This window comes from Corynebacterium hylobatis (assembly GCF_003955685.1).
GTDB classification, from domain to species: domain Bacteria; phylum Actinomycetota; class Actinomycetes; order Mycobacteriales; family Mycobacteriaceae; genus Corynebacterium; species Corynebacterium hylobatis.
Map to the genome: position 1 here is coordinate 17,137 of NZ_RXHJ01000014.1, position 23,666 is coordinate 40,802.

A 23,666-nucleotide genomic window follows, 5' to 3' on the forward strand; every position below is an offset into this window, starting at 1 on the left:
ACGGACGCTGAGCTGCTGCTAACCTGAACCTGACACTCCACGGAAAGGCCGACACGATGCCCAAGGCAAAGATCACCAAGAGCCCCCTCGCCCACGCGACCTCCTCCACCAACCGCGCACCGGTGAAGATCAACACCGGCGGCACCCCGCTCTGGTACAAGGTCGTCATGTTCGGGCTGATGCTCGCGGGACTTGCGTGGCTGATCATCAACTACCTCGTCGGCCCCCAGGTGCCCTTCATGGTCGACCTCGGCGCCTGGAACTACGGCCTCGGCTTCGGCCTCTTCGTCCTCGGCCTGCTCATGACCATGGGCTGGCGTTAACGTTCCCCGGTTGTCAGGAGTACCACTCGACCACATCGGCGATGTCGGCCCGGGTCGTCCTGAATGAGTTCACCGGATGGCCCGTGTCCCTGTAGCCGAAGGCGACACCGCACACGATCTTCCGCTCCTCCCCGAGACCGAGTTCGCGGCGGATGATATCCGGGTACATCGCGATCGCTGCCTGGGGCACCGCAGCGATGCCCAGGCTCTCCGCGGACAGCAGCAGACTCGTGACATAACCGCCGCAGGAACCTCCCTCAGCCACCCTGCCGACAACCGCGGTATCCGCACCAGCGGCCTCTTCCACGCGGCGGCCGATGCCGGTGTCCACCATTCAGAGTGCAATTTGTCGAGATTCTTCCGTAGTCACCAACTTCACAGGTCTTCAGCACAGCTGAATATCCCGTGGGCACGATTGCCCTCAACCTCAATCCACCGATCGGTTTTCGGTGAGTGACTGATCTCCGCGGTGAGTAGGGGCGCGTTGATCATCCTCACCCGTCTCGCACTTCCCCGCCTTTCGTCATCTCCGGGAAGTGCTCCGTCGACGCGGAGATGTGGTCGACGAACTTCCGGATCCTGAGTGGTTCCCCGGAGGGGAGGGTGCGCCACACGACGAAGACGTCGATGGGGGACGGCCGGGGTTCCAGAGGCAGGGGGACCACCTCGGATCCGTCCACGGTGTAGTTGTGCCCGTAGGGCTGCAGCAGGATGGTGTACCCGAGGCCGCGACCCACAAGGCCGCGCGCCAGGGCCGCCTCCTTGGTGACCCATTTGATCCGGGGCCGGATATTGGCCTCCTCGAACCAGCTGAGGGTGTTCTCCCGGCTGGGGTAGAGGTCCAGCAGGATGAAATTCTCGTCCTGTAGTTCAGCGAGCGTGACGCTGCTCTGCCCCGCACGTGGATGATCTCTGGCCAGGAGGACGTAGGGGTGGCGACGTTGAATCCTACGGAAATTCACGTCGGGGGTCAGGAAACGGTTGTAGGTCAGGGCAACGTCGATCTCACCCTTGTCGAGCATCTGTCTCAGCTCGTCCTGGTTGCCGCCGGGAAGTTCGAACAAGACCTGGGGGTGGTCCCGGGAGAACTCGGCGAGGAGGATCGGCAGCAGGGTCGCCGACAGCGAGGAGTAGCTCCCCAGGCGGATCGTTCCCTGGATCTCCTGGTCGGTCTCCGCCACTGCGGAAGCGGCCGCGGCGGCCCCCTCGAGCAGTGTTGAGGCAAAGGTCTTCAGATGCTCCCCGTGGGTGGTCAGAAGAACTCCTTTGGAGCGCTTGCGTTCGAACAGGGTGACGCCGAGCCCACGCTCCAGTTCCGTGATGGCGGCCGAGACTGCGGACGGTGAGCTCAGCAGGTCGTCGGCCGCACCGGTGATACTCCCCGCACGGGACACGGCTATGAAGGCCTCCAACTGTCGAAAGGTGAACGGGATCGACATAAGTCCATTCCTCTATTTTTCCGTGGAAGTTGAACGAAATAATACGCTTGACCCAACTATATGCGACAAGTCACAATACGTTCACATCACCACACAAATCACAGAAAGGCGGGCCCATGACCACTGCCGCTCTCAACACCACCGCGATGGAGGCTCCCGTCGCTGACTGGGTCACCATCCCGGAGCTCTACCACGATCCGTACCCGATCTACCGCCGCCTGCGGGAGGAGGCGCCCGTGCACTGGGTACCTGCCATCAACCGGTACCTGGTCGTCAGCTACGACGCCTGTCACGAGATTGACCACGATACCGAGAACTTCACCGCGGATGAACAGGGTTCGCTGATGAAGCGGGCCATGGGGCACTCGATGCTCCGCAAGGACGACCCGGAGCATGCCGACGATCGCCGCGGCTACGGAAACGTGCTCAAGCCCAAAGCGATCAAGAGCATCTGGACCGGAATCTTCCAGGAGAACACCGACCACTACCTGAAGCATTACCGCTCCCTGGGGCCCGGCGCGGACCTCCACACCGAATTCGCCGCTCCCCTGGCCGCCGAGAACCTGCGTGCCATCCTCGGCTTCGAGAACATCACTCAGGAGGACCTGCAGCGGTGGAGCCAGGCGCTCATCGACGGCACCGGAAACTACGCCGATGATCCGGAGGTCTGGGCCCGCAGCGAGCGCGCCTACGACGAGGTGGACGCCGCCATCGATGAAATGCTCCCGCGCCTGAAGGCCAATCCGAACCACACGCTTCTGTCACAGGTGCTGGAATACGGCATGCCGATGACAAACGTCCGCGCCAATCTCAAGATGACCATCGGCGGTGGACTCAACGAACCGCGCGATGTCATCGGCACCCTGGCCTGGGCCCTGCTGTCCAACCCGGAGCAGGCTGAGGCGGTCCGCCGCGACAAGTCGTTGTGGCTGCCCGCCTTCGATGAGGCCGTCCGATGGGTCGCCCCCATCGGCATGTACTCCCGTCAGGTGGTCAAGGACGTCGAGTTGCAGGGGGTGCATCTGAAGGCGGGCTCTCGGCTCGGTGTCAATGTCGGTGCCGCCAACCGCGATCCCGGCCAGTTCGAGGACCCCGAGTCCTTCAACATCTTCCGGGAAAAGCTGCCCCATCTCGGGTTCGGCTCCGGCATCCATTTCTGCGCCGGTGCGTGGATAGCCAAGGCGATGGTCGCCCAGATCGCGGTGCCCCAGCTGTTCCGCGAATTTGACGGCCTGGCGCTCGACCCTGCCAATGAGGCGGTTGAAGGCGGATGGGTCTTCCGCGGGATGCTCAGCCTCCCGCTCATCTGGAATACCTAAACCCCAGACACTCCAACAGAAATGAGGAAATTCCATGTCCACCATCACCTTTAACCTCACCGACGGCACCCGCCGTGACATCGAGACCGACCCAGAAACCTCTGTGATGCGTGCGGCCCTGTCCAACGGGGTAACCGGCATTGTCGGTGAGTGCGGCGGGCAGGCGATGTGTGCCACGTGCCACGTCTACGTCCACGATGAATACGTCGACCAGCTACCGGACATGTCCGAGGATGAGGAGGAGATGCTTGAGGTCACCTCCTCGGAACGGGATGAGCGACGCAGCCGGCTGGGCTGTCAGATCACGGCCGGGGGCCCACTCGACCGTATCGAGGTCGACGTCCCCGCCACCCAGGTATAGAACGCGAGGTCTTCCATCATGTCACTGCATCACACCGTTATCATCGGTGCCGGTCAGGCGGGGATCCAGGCAGCTGATTCGCTCCGCGCCGAGGGTTACCGCGGACGGCTCACAATGCTTTCGGACGAGACCGTCCTGCCGTATCAACGCCCCCAGTTGTCCAAGGATTTCCTGGATGCCCGCGCAGCCTCAGAAATGCCGGAAGCTCTGCCGCTGCGCGCCGAGTCGTTCTTCACCGACAACCACATCGACCTGCGCCGCGGTACAGCCGCCCTATCGATCGAACCTGACCGGAGACGGATTCACCTGGCCACGGGTGGTTATCTGGATTACACCGACCTGATCATCGCAACCGGCACACGGGCGCGCCAACTGCCGGTGCCCGGCACACATCTCGCCGGCGTTCATACCCTCCGCACCATCGAGGACTCCCACGCACTGCGCGAGGACCTGATGAACGCCCGGACGATGGTCGTTGTCGGGGCCGGTTTCATCGGTCTGGAGATCGCGGCCGTGGCCCGGGGCCGGGGCATTGACGTCACGGTCCTGGCAGGAGCGGCTCCCCCGATGGCCCGCGCCGTCAGCCCCGTCATGTCCGACTGGTTCGCCGGCTGCCACCGGGACAACGGGGTCGATCTGTGTGACGCGGAGTCGGCCGTCGAATTCCAGGGCAGCGGTGGACGCGTCCGACGCGTGATCTCCGACAAGGGACGACGTTACGACGCCGATGTAGTGGTCGTGGGCATCGGTGCTGTCGCCAACGTGGAAATGCTCTCCGACACCGGCATTGACGTCCACAACGGGGTGATCGTGGACGAGTTCCTCCGCACCTCCTGCCCCGGCGTCTGGGCGCTGGGTGACTGCGCCACCCTCCCCACAGGGCCAGGTGGTGCCCGCACCCGCATCGAATCCGTGCAGAACGCCACCGACCAGGGACGTCTCCTGGCCCGGAACCTCATCGCCTCCCACAGCGGAGCACCCCTGACCGCCTACGGGGCGTTGCCGTGGTTCTGGTCCCACCAGGGGGCTTTCAAACTGCAGATCGCGGGTGTGAGTGGCCCGGATTCCACCGACAACCTGGTGTTGGGCAATCCTGCATCGGGTAAGTTTTCCGTGCTCCGTTTCACCTCCGACGGCAAGCTGGCAGCTGTCGAGTCGGTGAATTCACCGGGCGAGCACATGGCCGCCCGCAAGCTTCTCACCCAGCCCGTTCCGGTGACGGTGGCTGAGGCCTCTGTTCCTGGCTTCTGCCTCAAACAACACTCCCGCCGGGTGCTCGTCCCCGCCTAGAAATTCCGTCCCTTCTCGAAATTTCCCCCAGAGCCGTGATTAGCACGGTCCTCCACCATCGACAGCCTGCCTGTGGCGCGTGTGCTCCGAACTGCCTGAAAAGCACCGCCGTCGGCCACTTCCCCCATGCCTCCCCGAGGAGCCCGCCATGTCTGTGCTTCAACCCACCCCGACCGTTGCAGTAGCGGAAACCAGTGCGAAGCCTGTCAGTCAGCGCCGCGTCGCCTTCGCCACCATCGCCGGCACCACCGTCGAATGGTACGATTTCTTCATCTACGCCCAGGCCGCTGGCCTCGTCTTCACACACCTCATGTTCGAGCCTGCCGGCCAACAGGTCGGGCTCATCCTCTCTTTCGCTTCCGTCGGGATCAGTTTCCTTTTCCGTCCGTTGGGGGCCTTCCTCGCCGGCCACCTGGGTGACCGGGTAGGCCGCCGTGCCGTGCTCGTAGCGACTCTCATACTGATGGGCGTGGCCACGACGATGATCGGCCTGCTGCCCACCTACGCCACCATCGGGGTGGCGGCCCCTCTTCTCCTGGTGTTGCTGCGCATCCTGCAGGGCATCTCCGCTGGCGGTGAGTGGGGCGGGGCGGCCCTGATGGCCGTCGAACACGCCCCCGCCCACCGCCGCGGACTGGCGGGCACCTATCCGCAGCTGGGTGTTCCCCTCGGCATGCTCCTGGCAGCTGGTGTCTTTGCCCTGATGACAGGGGTGATCACTCCGGGTGATGCCTTCCTCGAGTGGGGGTGGCGTGTGCCCTTCCTCCTGAGCTTCGTCCTCGTGCTCATCGGCCACTTCATCCGACGTTCAGTGGATGAATCCCCCGTGTTCCAGGAAATCGCAGAACGTAAGGAGCAGACCTCGGCACCGGTGGCCAAGCTCTTCCGCTTCCATTGGCCGCTGATCATCGTGTCCGCCCTGCTCTTCGCAGGCAATAACGCCGGCGGATACATGACCACCGGTGGTTTCATCACCGCTTATTCCACCAACCCGGAGGGGCCGGTCGGTCTCGACCGGACCGAGGTTCTGCTTGCCGTCACCGCCTCCGCCGCCGTCTGGTTCGTCGCCACCCTGGCCGCCGGTTTCCTCAGCGACGCCATCGGGCGCCGCAAGACCTTCCTCATCGGTTACGCCTGGTTGTTGACCATGGCCTTCCCTCTCTTCCTCCTGGTCAATACCGGCAATATCTGGATGCTCACCTTGGGACTGAGCTTATTCGCCATCGGCCTTGGTCTGACCTACGGCCCGCAGGCCTCCTGGTACGCCGAGCTGTTCCCCGCCAATGTCCGGTTCTCGGGAGTATCCATCTCCTACGCCCTCGGCGCCATCCTCGGCGGCGCCTTCGCACCCCTGATCGCCCAGGCCCTGCTCAGCGCCACCGGAACTACCCTGGCGGTCTCCACTTACCTGTCGATCATGTTCCTCATCGGTACCGCCGCCGCCCTGGTCCTTCAGGACAAGCCCGGCCGCCCGCTCGGAATTGGCGAACAGGAGGAGCAGGAGAAGTACGCTGTTCTCCGTACCTCACCCCGCTATCAGAAGCGGGAGCAGGAGATGGTCGAGGTCTGATCTCCTCCTTGACCTCTCCGAAGGACCATGTGACCCGCCTGGCATCGTGACTCTTGGGTGGCTCCACCAGATTCAGCGTGTTGTTCAACCGGGGATTTTCCCGGCGGGTTGAATAACAGGGTTCCGGGCGGTGGCTCTCCTTGCGGGTCAGGATACGTGGGTGCCACTCATCGGATTTTTTTAACACCACTGATCTACGTAGATGACGGGGCCCTGCCCGACCAGAATGGTCGGACAGGGCCCCGTCATCATCAGAAGGGTCGAACCGGGTCAGCGGCGGAGGGTGGGGTCACCCTCGATGTCACCGTCAACGGCGCCATCGACGTCGAGCTCCTCGCGGGCGACATCCTCGCGGACGGTCTCCTTGTGCAGGCCGACCTCCTCCACCGGGACGGTCTCCTTGTTGACGTTCACGCGCTCCTCGCTGAGGGTCACGGAGGCTTCATCCTCACCGAGGTCGCCGCCACGGACGGCCCGGTCACTGTCGACCGGGGTTCGCTCGATGCGGACCTCCTCACGCTCCACCGGAACCTCGACGGTCTCCGTGTCGTGGACGACGTACTTGCGCAGTCGGACTGCGCCGGTCTGGACGCGCTCCTTGTCCACGTTGACGCGCTCCTCGGAGAGCGTCAGGGAGGAGTCGGCATCAACATCGTCGCGCCGGCCGGTGGTGACGTCGGTGCCGCCGGCGAAACCTGCGGCCTCGCGGTCCACCAGACGATCGCGGTCGTAATCGCGGAGATCAGCGTCGTAGTTCTCCGTGTTCTGGGCACCCTCCAGGCCGTAGTGACGGTAGATGAGGGACTGGTCCTCATCAGTGAGATGGGCGTCATCGTTGATGTCGGGGGCGTCCTGAATACGGTCCTTGGTAAAGCTCAGGCGCAGTTCCTCACCGGTGAGCTGGTGGCCGCGGAGAGGCACCAGGCTGGAGCTCATGCCGAAGAGACCGTGCCCCACCTCCACGAAGTCGGGCTGACCGGTGGCGTCATTGACGTACACCTGCTTGACGGAGCCCAGCTTGTCGCCGTTCTTGTCATAGGCGGTGGCGTGGGTGAGATCCTGAATATTGCGGTTGACCATTTGTTGCACTCCTTCGTTCGGTGATCCATCCGTCCGGGACTCTGCCCTTGAGCGGCTACCGGTCTCCGGCGGATGCTTCATATTCGTTCTTGGTTGTGCACGGCCCAGCCTAGGAGCGGAATCCATGCACATGCACTTATGTCGCGGCACGGGTAGGGACCTGTGACTTTTCCCACATGAAACACACAGGAACCTGAAAGCCTCACCAGGGAGAACAGGATTTTCTGTGCGGATGAGCAAGAGAAAAATCCTGCTGCCTTCAGCCGGGTGCGGTCGCCCCCACTGTCGCCTGAGCGCCTCTGGGCGCTATTCCGGAGGAGTGCTGCCATCCCCGCCACTTGGCCCCGTGGCCCGGAGAACAGACTGAATGTGGACAACCCGCGAGTTATCCCCAGGGCGGTGGATAATCTCCGGGCATTATCTCCCGCCCCCCAGGGGCGGAATTCATCCACAGATGTTATCCACACTGTGGATAGTTACATTCTTGTAATTTCCAGAATATGGCCGTTTCCCTGCTCGGAGACATGTCACTGACCTGCCATATCGGTGATTTTATCGAACATCTGCGCAGGTGGGGAAAACTCTCCACAAAGTTATCCACAAGCTGGGGACAACTTAGGACAAGGTGTGACGGTGACAATATCCACAGATTGATCCACAGCCTGTGGATAACTTTTTACCCACAATTTACACAAGCAGCACCAGCACACAGGCGAGGACAAACACACCGAGGACACCCGCCCAGCGCACCCGGGGCTGAGGTTGGACCAGGAAGAAGACCATCAGCAGGCCGAAGAACAGGCCACCGAGATGCCCCCACAGGGAGACATTCGGGGCGATGAAGGTGTAGACCACATTGACCAGGATGAGGATCATGGGGGCGCGCAGGTCCCCACCCCGGACGCGGGTGATGCCGACGAGCAGGACCATGAGGGCGAAGATCGCCCCGGAAGCCCCTGCGGTGGGGGTGGACCAGTCCAGCCACAGCACGGTCGCGGAGGCCCCGATCCCACCGGCGAGGAAGGCTGCGGCGTATAACGCGGTCCCGGCAAAGCGCTCGATCTCCCGGCCGATGAGCAGCAGCAGAAAGCCGTTGATGGCCACGTGCCCCAGGTCGATGTGAAGGAAGACCGCACCCAGGGCCCGGAGCCGGTCCAGTCCGCCTGCGGAGACCTCGGGCCCGTAGAGGAGCCAGCTGTCGCCGAGGGAGGAGCCGGAGAGGTTGTACATCAGGGAGCGGGACTGCAGGGCGGTGATCGCGTAGACCGCAACGGCCACGAGGGTGAACAGGGTGGTGGCGGGGACGTCATGCCACCACCGGCGCAGGATGGTCACGGGGAGGAACTCCTGGGGAAAGGGGAAGGCCCGCCGCCGTTGCTGGACAACGGGGGCGGGCCTTGCGGGAAGACTGGGTCAGGCGATGGTGATGGACTCGATGACGACCGGCTCAACCGGGCGGTCCATGCGGTCGGTGCCGGTGGTGGCGATCGCGTCGACGACCTTCTGGGACTCCGCGTCGGTGACCTCACCGAAGATGGTGTGATGGTTGTTCAGGTGCGGGGTCGGGCCGACGGTGATGAAGAACTGGGAGCCGTTGGTGCCCGGGCCGGCGTTGGCCATGGCCAGCAGGTAGGGGCGGTCGAAGCCCAGCTCCGGGTGGAACTCGTCGGCGAAGTTGTAGCCCGGGCCACCACGGCCGGTGCCGGTCGGGTCGCCGCCCTGGATCATGAAGCCGTTGATGACGCGGTGGAAGACGGCTCCGTCGTAGAACGGGCCGGTCTTCTCGCCCTTGGCGTTCTCGGTGGAGTAGTCCTTCGTGCCCTGGGCCAGGCCGACGAAGTTGTCGACGGTCACCGGTGCGTGGTTGCCGAAGAGCTCGATGACGATGTCGCCGCGGTTGGTGTGCAGCGTCGCGGTAGCGGTCTTGTTGGTCATGTGGGACATCGTAGCGAAACCTACGCGCCCGTGCGGGGCCGGCAGGCTACTTACCGGCCACCGTGGGCATGTCCTCAGGCAGATCGCGCAGTTCCAGCCCGGCCACCGCCCGCCAGATGATGTGGTGCAGACACCCGGGGTCGATCTCCAGACGACTGGCTGTCTGCCGGAGTAGATTGTGTGCCGCGGGCAGGGAGATGCCGGTGTCCTGACCCAGCAGTTCCGCCAGAAAACGCAGCACCATCCAGTCGGGGGTGGATGCAGGCAGCCCGGCGAGCATCAGCAGATAGTCGTAGGTGATCCCGGCGCTCTGGCTCTCCAACTCCAGCCAACCGGTGCGTACCGGATTGTCCCGGGGATTGTCTGCCACCACTCGATGCAGGTCATCCACGGTGCCGAGGCCCAGATCGATCATCAACCGTGCCCCCTGCTGGATAATCCTGCTCTTCAGCTCCACGCCCGAACTGGTCTCGGCGGGATCGACGTTGCGCGTCACGGCCTCCGCCCACAGCCGCGGCCCATTGGCCTCGGTGATCGACTGGAGCAGGTTCTCCGCCCCGTGCTCGCCCCCGTAGGGGTGGCGGACCCGGTAGCGCAGCATCACACCGACCACCGACTTGTAACTGGAGCCGGGCGAATAAAGCGCATCAATGAGGCACATCGCCAGGCTGTCGGGGTAACCCGCCGGGGTCCGCCACAGGATGGGGTCCCCCAACTGCTTCTCGCAGTAGTCGATCAGGGTCTGGGTCTCAGGGATGGTGGTATTCACGCTGATTCTCGATTCGGCGGCCAGGGTGTGATGTAGGCCATAAGCATACTCTTATGGATCGCCGGAATCAGGTGGGACGGGGAAATGGAAAAGCAGCGCGCTCAGCCGACCGGCTGAGCGCGCTGCCCTCGGAGCGGGAGAGCGGTTTAGAGGGTCTCGACCACGAGGTCGCGGGCAAGGACCATGTTGCGCAGGGACTGCTCGGTCTCGGCGTAACCGCGGGTCTTCAGGCCGCAGTCCGGGTTGACCCAGAGGCGCTCGGTGGGCACGTTGACCAGGGCGGCCTTGATCAGCTCGGTGAGCTCACCGACAGAGGGCACGCGCGGGGAGTGGATGTCCCAGATGCCGGGGCCGATCTCGGAGTGGAAGGAGTCCTCGAGGTCCTCGAGCAGCTCCATGCGGGAGCGGGCGGCCTCGATGGAGGTGACGTCGGCGTCGAGGGCGGCGACGGCGTCGATGATCTGGCCGAACTCCGAGTAGCACAGGTGGGTGTGGATCTGGGTGGTCGGTGCCGCATCCAGGGAAACCAGGCGGAAGGAGCGCACGGCCCAGTCGAGGTACTCGGGGCGGGCATCGGCACGCAGGGGCAGCAGCTCGCGCAGGGCGGGCTCGTCGATCTGGATGATCTGGATGCCTGCCTCCTCGAGATCGGAGACCTCGTCTGCCAGCGCCACACCGATCTGATCGGCGGAGACGGACAGCGGGACGTCATCACGCACGAACGACCAGGCCAGGATGGTCACCGGTCCGGTGAGCATGCCCTTGACGTGCTTCCCGGACAGGGACTGGGCGTACTTCGCCCACGCGACGGTCATGGCCTCCGGGCGGGAGACGTCGCCGATGACGATCGGCGGACGGGTGCAGCGGGAGCCGTAGGACTGGACCCAGCCGTTCTCGGTGACCACGAAGCCGTCGAGAAGCTCGGCGAAGTACTGGACCATGTCGTTGCGCTCAGGCTCGCCGTGGACGAGGACGTCGATACCCAGGCGTTCCTGCAGCTCGATGACGGACTTCACCTCGTTCTTCAGTGCCTCGGTGTACTGCTCGTCGTTGAGGGCGCCGGTGCGGTGGTCGGCGCGTGCCTTGCGGATCTCGGCGGTCTGCGGGAAGGAGCCGATGGTGGTGGTCGGCAGCTTCGGCAGGTTGAGGGCCTTCTGGGCCTCGATGCGGGCGGCGAACTCCGGCTGGCGGGCGACCTGGCCCTCCGGGAGTGCCGCGACGCGGGCCTGGACGGCCTCGTTGTGGGTGCGTGCGGACTCACGGCGGGTGCGCACCGCGCGGTCGGAGCGGGCGAAGTCCTCGGCGGCGGCGACGGTGCCGCCGGCCAGTGCCGCAGCCAGGGCCCCGGCCTCACCGATCTTCTCGTCGGCGAAGGAGAGCCAGCCGGCGACGTCGACGGGCAGGGAGGTTTCGGCGGCGACGGTGTGCGGCACGTGCAGCAGGGAGACGGAGGAGGAGACGGTGAGCTTCTCGACGCCCGCATCCTTCAGCTCCTCCAGCACCGCGAGGCGCTCACGAAGGTCAGCTGCCCAGACGTTGCGGCCGTCGATGACACCGGCAACCAGGGTGGTGCCCTTGTCCGCGGCCTTCACGGCCTCGGCGACACGGGTGGCGTAACCCGCATCGGCGGCGAGGGTGGCCGGGGCCAGGTCGACCTGCAGGGCCTCCGGACCGGCCTGGGCCAGTGCCTGCAGGCCGGCACGCAGGGAGCCGTAGGGGGTGGAGAGGAAGACCTGCGGTCGGTTGGTCTCACCCAGGATCTCGGCGTAGGTGGTGGCGGCGTGCTGCGCCAGCTCCTCGTCGGTGGCGATGGTCAGGTCAGAGACCAGGGCCGGCTCGGTCAGCTGGACCCACTCGACACCGGCCTCCTTCAGGGCGGCGAGGACGGTCTTGTAGGCCTCGGTGAGTTCAGCCAGGCGCTCAAGCGGGTTGCCCGCGCCCTCGACCGGCTTGGACTTGGCCAGCAGGGTGACCGGGCCGACGAGGAAGGGACGGACGAGGTGACCGGCGGCCTTCGCCTCGGCGACGATGTCGAGGATGCGCTGCGGGCGCGGGGTGAAGGTGCCGGCGTCGGCAACCTCGGGGACCAGGTAGTGGTAGTTGGTGTCGAACCACTTGGTCATCTCGAGGGGGGAACGCTCGGCGTTGCCGCGGGCCAGGGCGAAGTACTCGGTGAGGTCGATCTCCTCGGCCGCGCCGCCGATGAGGCCGACGGTCAGTGCGGTCTCCAGCACGTGATCGTAGAGGGCGACGTCGGCCGGGATGGCGTAGTCGGCGTCGAGGCCCAGGTCACGCAGACGGGCGTAGTTCTCCAGGCGGATGGAGTGCGCGGAGGAGGTGAAGGTCTCCTCGTCGATGCGGCCGGCCCAGAAGGACTCGAGGGCCTTCTTCAGCTCACGGTTGGCGCCGACACGGGGGTAACCCTCGATAGTGAAGGTGGGGAAAGAAGACATGGAAAGGAGGCCTTTCGAGAAATTTCGCAGGTAATGAGGAGAAGCTGAACCGCGCTAGGCGATGGTCCGGGGTGAGATGCCGATGCGGTCCAGCAGTTCTGTGGTGGTGTCTGGCCGGTTGAACGTGTACACGTGCATCCCACCGGCACCGGCGGCCAGGATGGTCTGCGCGAGCTCGGCTGTGAGGTCGAGGCCCGTCTGGTACTCGCCCTCCGGTCCCGCGGTCTCCAGCCGGCGGATCAGCCGGTCGGGGACGTTGAGTCCGGAGAGCTGGCCCATTCGGCGCAGTCTCGCGACGCTCGTCATGGGCATGATTCCCGGTATGAGCGGGATACGTACCCCCGCCAGGCGGGCTCTCTCCGCGAAGCGGAGATAGTCCTCCGCGTCGAAGAAGAGCTGCGTGATGGCGAAGTCCGCGCCCAGGCGCTGCTTGGCCAGGAGGACGTCGATGTCCTCGTCCCGGCTGGCGGATTCCTCATGGCCGCTCGGGTAGGCGGCCACGCCGATGGCGAGCCGGCCGGCGCCGAAGCGGGCGCGCTGCTCGTTCTCCATCGAGCGGATGAGGCTGATCAGGTCGGTGGCGTGCGGGAGGTGGCCCTCCAGCATGGCGGTCTGGCCCTCGGCGTAGTCGCCGCGCAGGGCCAGCAGGCCGCGCACGCCGGAGTCCATGAGCCGGTTGATCCAGCCGATGAGCTCATCGCGGTTCCCGGCGGTGCACGCCAGGTGGGCGAGGGTGGGGATCCGGGTGCGGGCGGAGATCTTCGCGATGAACTCCGCGGTACCCTCCAGCCAGCCGGAGTTCCGTGAGCTGGTGACGGAGATGTAGTCCGGGTTATAGGACTCGAGGGTGGCCAGGAGCTCCTCGATCTTCGCCTCGTCCGCGTCGTGGCGCGGGGGCATCACCTCGAAAGAGAGGGAGGTGCGGGCGGGCACATGCGGCTGGTGTGCCTCGGCGGGATCAAAGGTGTCCAGGGGTGCGGAGGCGGAGAAGCGGCGCTTCGTGCTGTCGTGTGCTGCAGTTGTGTTCATGTCCGATCCTCCTTGCTGGTGTGGGGCCTGTCCCCGGTGGGGCGAATGGCTGTGAATGTAGCAACGGAACGGAAGACGCGGGGTAGTTTTTTCAAAAATATCACGTAGTACCAATGCTGTGACCTGCACGTATGTGCCAATGATGGTATGAATATAAATCGCCTCAAAAGCCGTTTTTTCGGCCCAAAATGAACCAAGCGGTCCAGTTTGTTTTCGTACCGGATTCACAGCCCCGGACCGAGGGCGGGCGCGGACCAATCTGGCTACGCTTGAGGGAGAAGAATCCGAACTGAAGGAGCGTGGCCGTGAACACCGCAACACTGAAGATGGCGCTCAGCGCCGCGAGCGCGATCAGCGCACGCGTCAAGGAGTACAACGAGAAGAAGACCCGGGAGGCCTACGAGCTGCTTTCCGACGCCGCCTCGCGCGTCGACCTCGATGACCTCCGCTCGCGCGGCGAGGCGCTCATCGACGAGGGGCGTCGTGAAGCGGGCCAGGTTACGCAGGCCGCCCACGCCCGCCTCGACTCCGCGAAGAAGCGCCTGGAGAAGGCCGCCGACAACCGTCCCTCGAAGCAGCGCGCCCGCGCCGCGAAGCGCCGCCGTACCTTCACCCTCGTGGGGCTCAGCGCCCTCACTCTCTCCGCCGTCGCCGGCGCGGTCTACTGGTACCTGCGCCAGCAGCCGGAGCCGGGCGATACCCCGCCGCGCGTCGAGGACTTCTCCGGCGCCGGCACGGCCGACGAGAAGGCGGCGGAGGCCGAGGCAACCCTGGTCTACTCCACCACCACCGGTGACCCGGAGGAGGGCGTGCCGGCGGAGGTCGATGAGGAGCTCATGCAGTCCCTCGACGAGCAGCTGGAGAAGCACCGATCCGCAGCCATGGACGAGGCCGGTGAGGACGCCGAGGAAATCGACGACACCGAGGAAGAGCACGCCTCAGACGCCCCGGTTGCCGGCACCGAGGAGTTCGCCCCGAACCCGGACGAGGACGGTTCGAAGAAATAGGGCTGCATGTGACGGTGGGCACAGGTAAAATCATCGCCATGACGACCAACGTGCTCACCGTCACCACCATCAACGACCAGACCTACCGCTTCCGGGCCCAGTCCGAGGAGAAGGATGAGAACGGCCTGCCGGAGGTCAACAACTTCGAGCGCCTCCGCGCCGTCGTCGAATCGGAGAACCCCGACGCCGTCTTCGAGTGCGATGACCTGGAGGGCCATCCCCGGGCGGTGCGGGCCGCGGAGGTCGCCAAGTTCAGCGTGGGGCTGGGGACCTAAGGCCCGCAGACCTCCTCGCTGTCAACGTGGCCCGGATGCTCCAGCTGGATCGTGGAATGCTCGATGCCGAAACCGCGCAGCACCTCCTGCGCATCGCCGAGCACACCGCAGCCGGCGGCCGGCACGCACGATTCGTCGACCACCAGGTGGCAGGTGGCCAGCGGTGTCACCCCGTCGGTGGACCACAGGTGCATGTCATGCACCGCCAACACTCCCCTGACCCCCCGGAGCGCTTCCACCACCTCGCGGGTGTCCATACCCCGGGGCACGCGTTCCAGCAGGACCTCCACCGTCTGCCACAGCAGCGTCAGCGAGCGCGGCAGCACGAAGGCCACGATCGCCAGTGAGGCGATGGTGTCGGCCATGGTCCAGCCGGTGAAGCGGATGACCAGGGCGGCGATGATGACCGCCACCGAGCCGAGCATGTCCGCCAGCACGTGCAGGAACGCCCCGCGGATGTTGAGGTTGTCCGAGGCGTGCCGGGAGAGCACCCAGGCCGACAGCGCGTTGGCCACCAGGCCGATCACCGCGACGCCCAGCATCAGCGTGGTGTCGATCTCATGGTCATGGCCGAAGCGCCCCACTGCGCGGATGAGAATCCACACCACCACCCCCGTGACCGCCAGGGCGTTGACCATCGCCGCGAGCACCTCGACGCGGCGGTAGCCGAAGGTCGCGCTTCTCGACGTCGCCTTCTTCCCCACCATCGCCGCCAGCAGCGCGATGATCAGCCCCGCGGCATCGGAGAGCATGTGCATGGCGTCGGAGAGCAGCGCCAGCGAACCCGAGACGAGGCCACCCACCAGTTCCGCGAGGAACACCGTCGCGGTGATGCCGAAGGCCACCGCGAGCGCGCGCAGCGGGGCGGACGTGGCGTGCGTGCCGCCGAGGCCATGTTCGTGCGCATCACGGGGGTGGGCGTGGGTGCTCATGACCCCAGCCTAATCCCGCTCCCCCACTATTGAAACCTTAATGAAAATGGGGGCGGGCAGCGCCTACCAGGACAGCTGCATGGTGCTGTAGGCCTTGCCCGCGGTGTCAAAGGCAACGCCCACTCCGACCTTGGTGACACCCGCCTCAAGCATGTTGCGGTTGTGGCCCGGGGAGTTCTTCCACTGATTGAAGAAGGTGGCCGGACCTGCCTGGCTGTTCATGGCCACATTCTCGAACACGTTGTGATTGCTGTGGCGGGTAGCCGCCCCATCCGCCAGTCGCTGCGACCAATCGCGTGCCTGGGCGGTCAGACCGGGATCCACGGCGAGGCGGTTGAGGCCGTGCGAGACACGGTAGTCGTTGAGGAGACGGATAGTCTCGTTCTCGATATGTGCGGCATTCTGGGCGACCGGACCACTCGGCATGACATGCAGACCCAGGGCCGTGGCAAGTGACGGCAAGGAGGACTGCGCATTGGCTGGGGAGATGATCCCGCCGGAGATAGCTACGGCAGATGCCATGACAATTGCAGCCCGCTTCAGATTCTTCATGTTTTCCACCTTCGGTATGATGAGAGATTGTAACGAAATGATATCGTAACCGATCCGTTATATAAACGCGGTTCAATACCCTTTCATGTCGTTGACTCACAGAGCATTCTTAGCTGGGCGACCTCAAGCGCAGGGATCCCTGAACCTTCCCTGCACCCCTACATGCGAGACTACCCCCGACGGCAGGTGTCCGGGCAGGGTTCGCGCCCGTTTTGAAGCGCCGCCCCGAAAGTCCGACCGGGAAGGGGAATGTCGTGGGATAGGCCCCACCCGGTGGCTCCCCTCAGTCAGATCCCGACAGGGATCTCCCGAGGGACGCCGGAGAGAACCTGTCCCACCAGACCTACTTCCACGCCCGGAGCGGGGAGGAGGAAAAGGAACAAGGGCCGCTCACCTGCACAGTGTTTGTGCTGGTCAGCGGCCCTTTATTGTGTGGAGCATAGGAGAATCGAACTCCTGACCTCCTGCTTGCAAAGCAGGTGCTCTACCAATTGAGCTAATGCCCCATGTTCCTGGTGGGCCTAGCAAGAATCGAACTTGCGACCTCATCGTTATCAGCGATGCGCTCTAACCGACTGAGCTATAGGCCCTGGGAACGAAAAGTAACATTACCCAGTAGTTCCCCAATAAGACAAATCGCCTGCTCAGAAGGGATGATTCCCTCCGGGCAGGCGATGCCGGACCAGACCTTCAGGCGGCCTCCTCCTGGTGGGTGACCTGGAAACCACCGAAGAGGTCGACGATCGCGTTGTAGACCACCGCCCCCAGCGGAGCGAGGACGGTGGTGAGGATGGCACTGATGGCTCCCAGCAGCGCCGCAACCGACATGACGAGGCCGAAGGTCACGGCCTGGTCGCCGCCGATATCACCGAGCAGGGAGTTGAGCTGGTCCCAGATGCCGGCCGCGCTCATCCCGATGTAGAGAATGGCGACAGCGATCAGCCAGGCGGCGAGCCCGACCAGTGACATTGCCAGCCCGACCCGGAAGGCGGACAGCGGTGACACCCGGGTCACGGAGACGACACGTGTTGCCATGGCTTATTCCTGCCCCTTCTGCTGCGCGCGCTCGGTCGGACCGGCGACGTCGCCCTTGGCGACTGCCTCGGCCTCCTCTTCACCCTCTTCCTCGACATTCTTGTCGATGGCCAGCAGCTCCACGTCGTCCTGGAGGTTAACCAGGCGCACGCCCATGGTCGCTCGGGAGGAGGGGCGGATCTGGTTGACCTCGGTGCGGATGACGCCGCCGGCGGAGGTGATGGCGAAGATCTCGTCATCCTCCTCCACTGCGACGGCACCGATGAGGTGACCGCGCTTCGGGGTGTACTTGAAGGTGACCACGCCGAGGCCGCCGCGGCCCTGGGTGGCGTACTCGTTGATCGCGGTGCGCTTGCCGTAGCCCCCGGAGGTGGCCACAAGGAGGTACTCACCGTCACGGACCACGGTCATGGCCAGCAGCTGGTCATCACCCCGGAAGCGCATGCCCTTCACGCCGGCGGTCGCGCGGCCCATGGGGCGCAGCTGCTCGTCATCGGCGGTGAAACGGATGGACTGGCCGAGCTGGGAGACCAGCAGGATGTCGTCGCCTTCGTCGACGAGCGCGGCGCCGATGAGGCGGTCGCCCTCGTTGAGGTTGATGGCGATGAGACCGGCGGAGCGGGCGGACTCATAGTCGGTGAGTCGGGACTTCTTCACCCGCCCCTGGGCGGTGGCCAGGACCAGATAGGGGGCATCCTCGTAGGTCTGGATCTGGATGACCTGGGCGATGCGCTCCTCCGGCTGGAACTCCAGCAGGTTGGCCACGTGCTGGCCGCGGGCGGTACGGGAGGCCTCCGGCAGCTCGTAGGCCTTGAGGCGGTAGACCCGACCGAAGTTGGTGAAGAAGAGGATCCAGTCGTGGGTGGAGGAGACGAAGAAGTGGCGGACGATGTCGTCCTGCTTCAGCTCCGCACCGCGCACGCCCTTTCCGCCGCGCTTCTGCGATTTGTAGGCGTCGACCTTGGTGCGCTTGGCGTAACCGGTGGAGGTGATGGTGACCACCACGTTCTCCCGGGCGATGAGGTCCTCCTCAGAGACGTCACCGGTGGCGGCGACGATCTTGGTGAGACGCTCATCGCCGTAGCGCTCGACGATCTCAGCGAGCTCGTCGCGGACGATGGCGCGCTGGCGCTCCGGCTTGGCCAGGATGTCCTTGAGGTCCTCGATGATGAGCTCGACCTCGGCCAGCTCGTCGATGATCTTCTGCCGCTCCAGGGCCGCGAGTCGGCGCAGCTGCATGGCGAGGACGTGATCGGCCTGGAGCTCATCGACGTCGAGAAGCGTCATGAGACCGGTGCGGGCCTCGTCGACGGTGGGCGAGCGGCGGATCAGGGCGATGACCTCGTCGAGCATGTCGAGGGCCTTGACCAGTCCGCGGAGGATATGGGCGCGTTCCTCCTTCTCGTCGAGACGGAACTGGGTGCGCCGGATGATGACCTGGATCTGGTGGGCCACGTAGTAACGCAGCATCTGGTCCAGACGCAGGGTGCGCGGCACGCCGTCGACGATGGAGAGCATGTTCACGCCGAAGTTCGACTGCAGCTGGGAGTGCTTGTACAGGTTGTTGAGCACCACGCGCGGCACGGCGTCCCGCTTCAGGGTGATCACGATGCGCAGACCCACGCGGTCGGAGGACTCGTCCTCGATCTTGGAGATACCGGCCAGCTTGCCGTTGGAGACCTGATCGGCGATGTTGGCGATGAGGTTGTCCGGGTTGACCTGGTAGGGCAGCTCGGTGATGACGATGGTCTGACGGTTGCCCACCTCCTCGATCTCCGTGACACCGCGCATACGGACCGAACCACGGCCGGTGGTGTAGGCGTCCTTGATGCCCTGGTCACCGACAATGAGGCCGGCGGTCGGGAAATCCGGCCCCTTGACGAAGCCCATGCACGCCTCGAGGGCCTCCTTCTCCTCCGCGTCGGGGTTCTCCAGCAGCCAGTAGATGGCGTCGGCCAGCTCATTGAGGTTGTGTGAGGGGATGTTGGTGGCCATGCCGACAGCGATGCCACCGGAGCCGTTCATCAACAGGTTGGGCACGCGGGAGGGCAGGACATCCGGCTCCCGGGTCTTGCCGTCATAGTTCGGGGAGAAGTCGACGGTGTTCTCCCGGATGTCACGGACCATCTCCATGGCCAGCGGGCTCATCCTGCACTCCGTGTAACGCATGGCGGCTGGGCCGTCATTGCCGCGTGAGCCGAAGTTGCCCTGGCCGTCAATGAGGGGATAACGCATGTTCCACGGCTGGGCCAGCCGCACGAGGGTGTCATAGATGGCCGAGTCACCGTGCGGGTGGTAGTTACCCATGGTTTCCGCAACGGGGCGTGCCGACTTCACGAAACCGCGCTCCGGGCGGTAGCCGTTGTCGAACATCGCATACAGGATGCGCCGGTGGACGGGCTTCATGCCGTCGCGGACCTCCGGCAGCGCACGACCCACGATGACGGACATCGCGTAGTCGATGTAGCTGGTCTGCATCTCCTCATTGATATCAATGGGCAGGATGCGGTCGAAGAGGTCTCCTCCACCGCTGGTGGTGTCGTCGCTCATGATCACCTTCTTGTAGGGGGTTTAGATTCCTCCACCTTAACCCGTGAGAGCCTGAAGACCGTTTTGAGCGCTTCTCAACGTTCAACCCATCCCTGCTGATATCAAAGTAGTAGCAATCAGCATTTCCGCCGAGCAGGAATTAAGCCTGGATTCACCGATGTGCCCTCAGTAAGCGCTTGATATCGGTCTCGGGCACCGTCAGGGAGTCGACACCGGCGGCCATCCCGGTGATCAGGGTGGTGATCTTCGCCCCGGCATGGACACCCTTGTCGCCTGCGACGGTCATCCGGTGCTGGGCCAGGGCAGTCAGCCCGGCTTCGTCGGCCAGGCGCATGGCCGGGACCAGTCGGGGGGGTTGACACGAGGGTGGGGTCATCGAAGGACATGGATGGTGCTGTGTGAGTGTGGGATACGTGTACCTGTGAGATGCCCTCCTGGATGGGTGATACAGACCTTCGGCAAGTCGTGTCATCCCAGTTCGGAAGGGTATTTCTCTTTTTCCCGCGCCGCTAAACCCGAATCACATCGGCAAATCCAGGCTAAGCAGCAAACTTGACTTTAGGCCACTGCAACACCCTCAAAATCGTCCCGCGCTTTCACATGAGGCGGTTTTTGATTCCCAGCTGCTCTTCCCTTTCAGGAGAAATCGCAGTCGGGCATCCGACCCGCTGGTGAGCAGGAAATGTCCCCCATCCACCCCATGCCGTCACCGGTAGTCGATGAAATTTTTCGCTGCTCAGAGACGATTGATTCCACGCGAAACTACCTTCACTCTCATCGTCGGAGGCATCCGGACCGAAGTCCAGTACCGCCCCGCCCCGCTGTCAGATCCGCCGAACGGGATTCCCCACCAGAGCCAGTGAGATACTCGATCAGAACACCCCGAAACTGCTCCGCAATCATTCGACGGACAGTTTCCGGCAGTTGTGCTCTGGTACCAATGAATCATGGCCATGACCCTTCGACTCACCCCGGATCAGGATCGCGCCCTCATCCTCCTCGCCGAGGCACAGGGTTCCAGCAAACATGAGGCCGCGGTCCGCGCCATCATGGCGGCGGCGAACCGACTACTCAACGACGCTGCCGTGGCTGAGCTTGCCCGGGATATCATACCCGGCCAAGCCGCCCTAGAAGCCCGGATCCGGCAGGCTCGCCCGTGACCCCGCCGCTCGCCGCGGAACAACTGCTGCTGATTGCCGACCAATTCTGCAGAACCCACCAGGTACAGATCCGCGATTTCAGTGGTCTCGTCGCAGCAGCGGCCGTGCCGGGAGCCCGGATCGACGGCGTCCCCGTCCATGGGGATCCTTATGCCGCGGGTGAAGCCCTGGCAGTTGCAGTGACGCGTCTGGAGCCTCTCAGCAAGCTCAACAAGGAATTCGGTGCCGCCTGCCGGGACATATACCACCGTCTCGCCAGCTGAATCATCCCCTGCGCCCCGCTCCTCAACCATATACAGGGGTTTTCTTCCAGCTGATGGCAGAAGATCGGCGAGTTGAAGACGGCCGTCCGGATCCTGGACACCCCCGATAGGGGTCATGCACTGGCCTTTATGAGCCACTTCTTAAAGAATGCCTGCCATTCCTATGGCAGGTTCTTGTGATGTTGCATAACGTGATGCAAGCGGAAGGGTATCGGTTGTATTACAGCTCGCTTCCGCCGTCACAACGTGTCCCACGTGTCGACGCGAAACTGCAGACCGACCACCTCCTACTTTGAAGGATTTTACATGACCACGAAGCGTATTTCCGCTCTCGTCGCCGGCGCAGCACTCGCCGCTTCCGTCGCAATTGCACCGCAGGCCATCGCCGGCGAGACCCACAAAGAAATCACCGGCGTCTCCTCCCACGATGACAGGGAAGACGACGCCTGCGAAAAGGACTCCTCGGGCAAGGTTGATGAGGATAAGTCCTGCGGGGGCGGCGTGGTCCCGGTCGGCGGCGGTTCCGGTCTCGGCCTGTCCGCTCTCGCGGGTTCCGCTCTCCTGAGCTCCGCCCCCCTCCTCAGTGCGGCTGCCTCGGCCGACCAGGTCGATCAGGACCCGGCTCCAGCCCAGTCGGCCACTCCCGAGCAGCCTGCCCAGGAGGCTGCACCAGTCGACGATCCGAAGGCCGTCGCACAGGCCCAGGCTGAGCACGTGGAGGACCCGAAGGCTGTCGCACAGGCCCAGGCTGAGCACGCTGCCCCGGCACCGGTCGCCGAGAAGGGCGCTCCGGTCCACGCCGCTCCGGCACCGGTCCAGCACGCTGCCCCGGCACCGGTCGCTCAGCCGCAGCAGCTGGCCAACACCGGCGTTGAGAGCACACTGGTTGCCCTGGCCACCGGCCTGCTGGCCGCCGCTGCCGGTGCCGCGCTGCTGGTCCTGCGCCGCCGCGCTGCCTAAGTCAGTAACACATCCGGGCCCCATCCGGACCGAACCGCTCTGCACCTCCCGGTGCGGGGCGGTTTTTTCGTGTGTGCTCCGTTGGCGGGAGACTTTGACCATGTGTAGAGTCGATAACGTTGTGGCTACAGTAAATCAAAGTTACTTATGTGACTGTGGTGGCTGTGGCGGAAGAGCCATAACACCGGAGCGATCACAGTCGTTGTCCCCACCCGGAAGAAAACCGGATGAGTTCAACCATGGTGATCGCTCTGCTTTTCCGCAGTAGGCTGGCAGACATGACTGATCTTTCCTCGCTTCTGACCGACAACAAACGCGACGCTGTCGTGGCTGACCTCGCTGCGCTGGCGGATGCGGCCGTCGGTAGGCAGTCGGGCATCTCCGGAACCGCCATCAAGGCTGCCGTGGCGGCCGCCAAGAAGATCGACGCGGACATCGTCGCCAAGGGGGTCAACCGGATGCTCCCCGACGTCCTGGGTGACCTCCAGCCGCACTGGCAGACCTTCCAGGAGGATGCGGAGCAGGACTTCGGTACCTTCCTCGCTGGTCGGAATGACGCGGTCGTCGATTCGCTCATGGCCGTCGCGGACCGCAACGCCGAATCCATCACCGTGGCACCTCTGGCCAAGGCCTACAACTCCCTGCGCGGCAAGGGGGCGAAGGTCATCGGACCGGAGATCCCCGAATTCGGCCGTATCCTGCAGAAACACATGTCCTAGGATTCCATGTCCACGGTCCGGCTCGCGGTCTTCGCTGACCTCCACCTGGGCAGGCCCTCCGCCCCCGGTATGCGGTGGGCCTGTGAGTCGCTGGCCGGGGCCGTGGAAAACCAGCCGGACGTCGTCGTATTCACCGGGGACCTGGTGGACAAGAAGAAGGCCACGCGTACCGATCTGGACGACGGCGCAGACCTGTTCCGCCACATCACGCAGGAGCTGAAGCTCCCCCTGGTCCATGTGTGGGGAAACCACGACGTCGGCTCGGGACTACTTCCCCACTTCCCCGAAATGCCCGGCGTCCACCGCCCCCGGGGTGCGGGAATCGAGGAGATCCGGGTGCCCGGCGTGCCGCTGGTCTTCCACGCGGTCAATGTCGTGCAGGACCCGGATCCCCGCGACCTGCTCAAGGACCTGCCACAGGTACAGGAGGCGGGGCATATCGGTGTCCTGCACACGGAGGTCGAGGGGCAGTACACCAACAATCCGTGCCTGCCCACCACCCTGGAGCATCTGCTCTCCCGGGGCTACGGGGCATGCCTGCTGGGGCATGTGCACGCCCCCGTCGTGCTCAACGCCTCCCCCTTCATCGGATGGCCGGGCATGGGCCGGATGCTCGAAATCGAGGTCCCGGCCCTGCCCTGAACC

The 23,666-nt window shown here is 64.5% G+C and carries 24 protein-coding genes, 2 tRNA genes and 1 pseudogene; 12 read left to right on the forward strand and 15 right to left on the reverse strand.

The features are described from left to right. Positions 1-56 precede the first annotated feature (56 nt). Positions 57-323 (forward strand): cell division protein CrgA, encoded by a 267-nt coding sequence (crgA, locus tag EAH68_RS10485; protein WP_126121292.1) that lies wholly within the window; start codon positions 57-59, stop codon positions 321-323. 13 nt (positions 324-336) lie between these two features. Here the strand turns inward: crgA and EAH68_RS10490 are convergent, their stop codons facing one another. Beyond that, on the reverse strand, positions 337-657 hold the full coding sequence (locus tag EAH68_RS10490; RefSeq protein WP_126121293.1) for a nitroreductase family protein: 321 nt from the start codon (positions 655-657) through the stop codon (positions 337-339). Between the two features lie 160 nt (positions 658-817). Continuing rightward, on the reverse strand, positions 818-1,762 hold the full coding sequence (locus tag EAH68_RS10495) for a LysR family transcriptional regulator (protein ID WP_126121294.1): 945 nt from the start codon (positions 1,760-1,762) through the stop codon (positions 818-820). A 116-nt stretch (positions 1,763-1,878) separates the two neighbouring features. Between EAH68_RS10495 and EAH68_RS10500 the strand changes: the two genes are divergently transcribed. The 4 genes from EAH68_RS10500 (at position 1,879) to EAH68_RS10515 (ending at position 6,302) form a co-directional block, all read left to right on the forward strand. Next, complete coding sequence (locus EAH68_RS10500; protein ID WP_126121295.1) at positions 1,879-3,081, forward strand: cytochrome P450; 1,203 nt, start codon at positions 1,879-1,881, stop codon at positions 3,079-3,081. Positions 3,082-3,115: 34 nt separating this feature from the next. Continuing rightward, positions 3,116-3,442: a 2Fe-2S iron-sulfur cluster-binding protein gene (locus tag EAH68_RS10505; RefSeq protein WP_126121296.1), complete on the forward strand. Its 327-nt coding sequence runs from the start codon at positions 3,116-3,118 to the stop codon at positions 3,440-3,442. An 18-nt stretch (positions 3,443-3,460) separates the two neighbouring features. Beyond that, positions 3,461-4,732: an NAD(P)/FAD-dependent oxidoreductase gene (locus EAH68_RS10510; RefSeq protein WP_126121297.1), complete on the forward strand. Its 1,272-nt coding sequence runs from the start codon at positions 3,461-3,463 to the stop codon at positions 4,730-4,732. 148 nt (positions 4,733-4,880) lie between these two features. Then, positions 4,881-6,302 carry an MFS transporter gene (locus EAH68_RS10515; protein ID WP_126121298.1) on the forward strand — a complete coding sequence of 474 codons (1,422 nt, stop codon included), beginning with the start codon at positions 4,881-4,883 and terminating at the stop codon, positions 6,300-6,302. 270 nt (positions 6,303-6,572) lie between these two features. On the opposite strand, the gene EAH68_RS10520 is transcribed toward EAH68_RS10515, so the two are convergent. The 6 genes from EAH68_RS10520 to EAH68_RS10545 all read right to left on the reverse strand — a co-directional run bounded on the left by EAH68_RS10520 (position 6,573) and on the right by EAH68_RS10545 (position 13,568). Next, the gene (locus EAH68_RS10520) at positions 6,573-7,382 is read right to left on the reverse strand and encodes a DUF2382 domain-containing protein (protein WP_126121299.1); all 810 of its coding nucleotides are present in this window, start codon (positions 7,380-7,382) and stop codon (positions 6,573-6,575) included. Positions 7,383-8,069: 687 nt separating this feature from the next. Further along, a complete protein-coding gene (locus EAH68_RS10525) occupies positions 8,070-8,717 on the reverse strand; it encodes a rhomboid family intramembrane serine protease (RefSeq protein ID WP_241228414.1) in 648 nt (215 codons plus the stop codon). Positions 8,718-8,795: 78 nt separating this feature from the next. After that, positions 8,796-9,317, reverse strand: a complete 522-nt coding sequence (locus tag EAH68_RS10530; RefSeq protein WP_126121300.1) for a peptidylprolyl isomerase — start codon at positions 9,315-9,317, stop codon at positions 8,796-8,798. 46 nt (positions 9,318-9,363) lie between these two features. Then, entirely contained in the window at positions 9,364-10,086 is a 723-nt protein-coding gene (locus EAH68_RS10535) for a DUF8548 family protein (RefSeq protein ID WP_126121301.1), read from the reverse strand. A 146-nt stretch (positions 10,087-10,232) separates the two neighbouring features. Beyond that, positions 10,233-12,539 carry a 5-methyltetrahydropteroyltriglutamate--homocysteine S-methyltransferase gene (gene metE, locus EAH68_RS10540; RefSeq protein WP_126121302.1) on the reverse strand — a complete coding sequence of 769 codons (2,307 nt, stop codon included), beginning with the start codon at positions 12,537-12,539 and terminating at the stop codon, positions 10,233-10,235. A gap of 54 nt (positions 12,540-12,593) precedes the next feature. Then, entirely contained in the window at positions 12,594-13,568 is a 975-nt protein-coding gene (locus EAH68_RS10545; protein ID WP_126121303.1) for a methylenetetrahydrofolate reductase, read from the reverse strand. A gap of 305 nt (positions 13,569-13,873) precedes the next feature. Here EAH68_RS10545 and EAH68_RS10550 point away from each other — a divergent pair, with 305 nt between their 5' ends. Further along, a complete protein-coding gene (locus tag EAH68_RS10550) occupies positions 13,874-14,575 on the forward strand; it encodes a hypothetical protein (RefSeq protein ID WP_206436396.1) in 702 nt (233 codons plus the stop codon). A gap of 38 nt (positions 14,576-14,613) precedes the next feature. Then, a complete protein-coding gene (locus EAH68_RS10555; RefSeq protein WP_126121304.1) occupies positions 14,614-14,850 on the forward strand; it encodes a hypothetical protein in 237 nt (78 codons plus the stop codon). Here the strand turns inward: EAH68_RS10555 and EAH68_RS10560 are convergent. The 7 genes and pseudogenes from EAH68_RS10560 to EAH68_RS10590 form a co-directional block, all read right to left on the reverse strand. Then, entirely contained in the window at positions 14,847-15,782 is a 936-nt protein-coding gene (locus tag EAH68_RS10560; protein ID WP_126121305.1) for a cation diffusion facilitator family transporter, read from the reverse strand. The genes EAH68_RS10555 and EAH68_RS10560 overlap by 4 nt on opposite strands. A 63-nt stretch (positions 15,783-15,845) precedes the next feature. Further along, complete coding sequence (locus tag EAH68_RS10565) at positions 15,846-16,334, reverse strand: CAP domain-containing protein (protein WP_126121306.1); 489 nt, start codon at positions 16,332-16,334, stop codon at positions 15,846-15,848. A gap of 433 nt (positions 16,335-16,767) precedes the next feature. Then, positions 16,768-16,840 (reverse strand) — tRNA-Ala (locus EAH68_RS10570). Between the two features lie 7 nt (positions 16,841-16,847). Then, positions 16,848-16,924 (reverse strand) — tRNA-Ile (locus EAH68_RS10575). Between the two features lie 100 nt (positions 16,925-17,024). Next, positions 17,025-17,369 (reverse strand): DUF3566 domain-containing protein, encoded by a 345-nt coding sequence (locus tag EAH68_RS10580; protein WP_126121307.1) that lies wholly within the window; start codon positions 17,367-17,369, stop codon positions 17,025-17,027. A 3-nt stretch (positions 17,370-17,372) separates the two neighbouring features. Further along, entirely contained in the window at positions 17,373-19,919 is a 2,547-nt protein-coding gene (gyrA, locus tag EAH68_RS10585) for a DNA gyrase subunit A (RefSeq protein WP_126121308.1), read from the reverse strand. A 199-nt stretch (positions 19,920-20,118) separates the two neighbouring features. Further along, positions 20,119-20,305: pseudogene (locus tag EAH68_RS10590) on the reverse strand (IS1380 family transposase); the annotation flags it as partial. 561 nt (positions 20,306-20,866) lie between these two features. On the opposite strand from EAH68_RS10590, the gene EAH68_RS10595 reads away from it, so the two are divergent. The 5 genes from EAH68_RS10595 to EAH68_RS10615 all read left to right on the forward strand — a co-directional run bounded on the left by EAH68_RS10595 (position 20,867) and on the right by EAH68_RS10615 (position 23,663). After that, complete coding sequence (locus EAH68_RS10595; protein WP_126121309.1) at positions 20,867-21,079, forward strand: CopG family transcriptional regulator; 213 nt, start codon at positions 20,867-20,869, stop codon at positions 21,077-21,079. Then, complete coding sequence (locus EAH68_RS10600; protein WP_126121310.1) at positions 21,076-21,342, forward strand: TetR family transcriptional regulator; 267 nt, start codon at positions 21,076-21,078, stop codon at positions 21,340-21,342. The genes EAH68_RS10595 and EAH68_RS10600 overlap by 4 nt, the downstream gene beginning before the upstream one ends. Positions 21,343-21,648: 306 nt before the next feature. Then, complete coding sequence (locus EAH68_RS10605) at positions 21,649-22,302, forward strand: LPXTG cell wall anchor domain-containing protein (protein WP_126121311.1); 654 nt, start codon at positions 21,649-21,651, stop codon at positions 22,300-22,302. Between the two features lie 278 nt (positions 22,303-22,580). Continuing rightward, positions 22,581-23,021: a DUF6918 family protein gene (locus tag EAH68_RS10610; RefSeq protein ID WP_126121312.1), complete on the forward strand. Its 441-nt coding sequence runs from the start codon at positions 22,581-22,583 to the stop codon at positions 23,019-23,021. A gap of 6 nt (positions 23,022-23,027) precedes the next feature. Next, on the forward strand, positions 23,028-23,663 hold the full coding sequence (locus EAH68_RS10615; protein ID WP_126121313.1) for a metallophosphoesterase family protein: 636 nt from the start codon (positions 23,028-23,030) through the stop codon (positions 23,661-23,663). Positions 23,664-23,666: the final 3 nt, after the last annotated feature.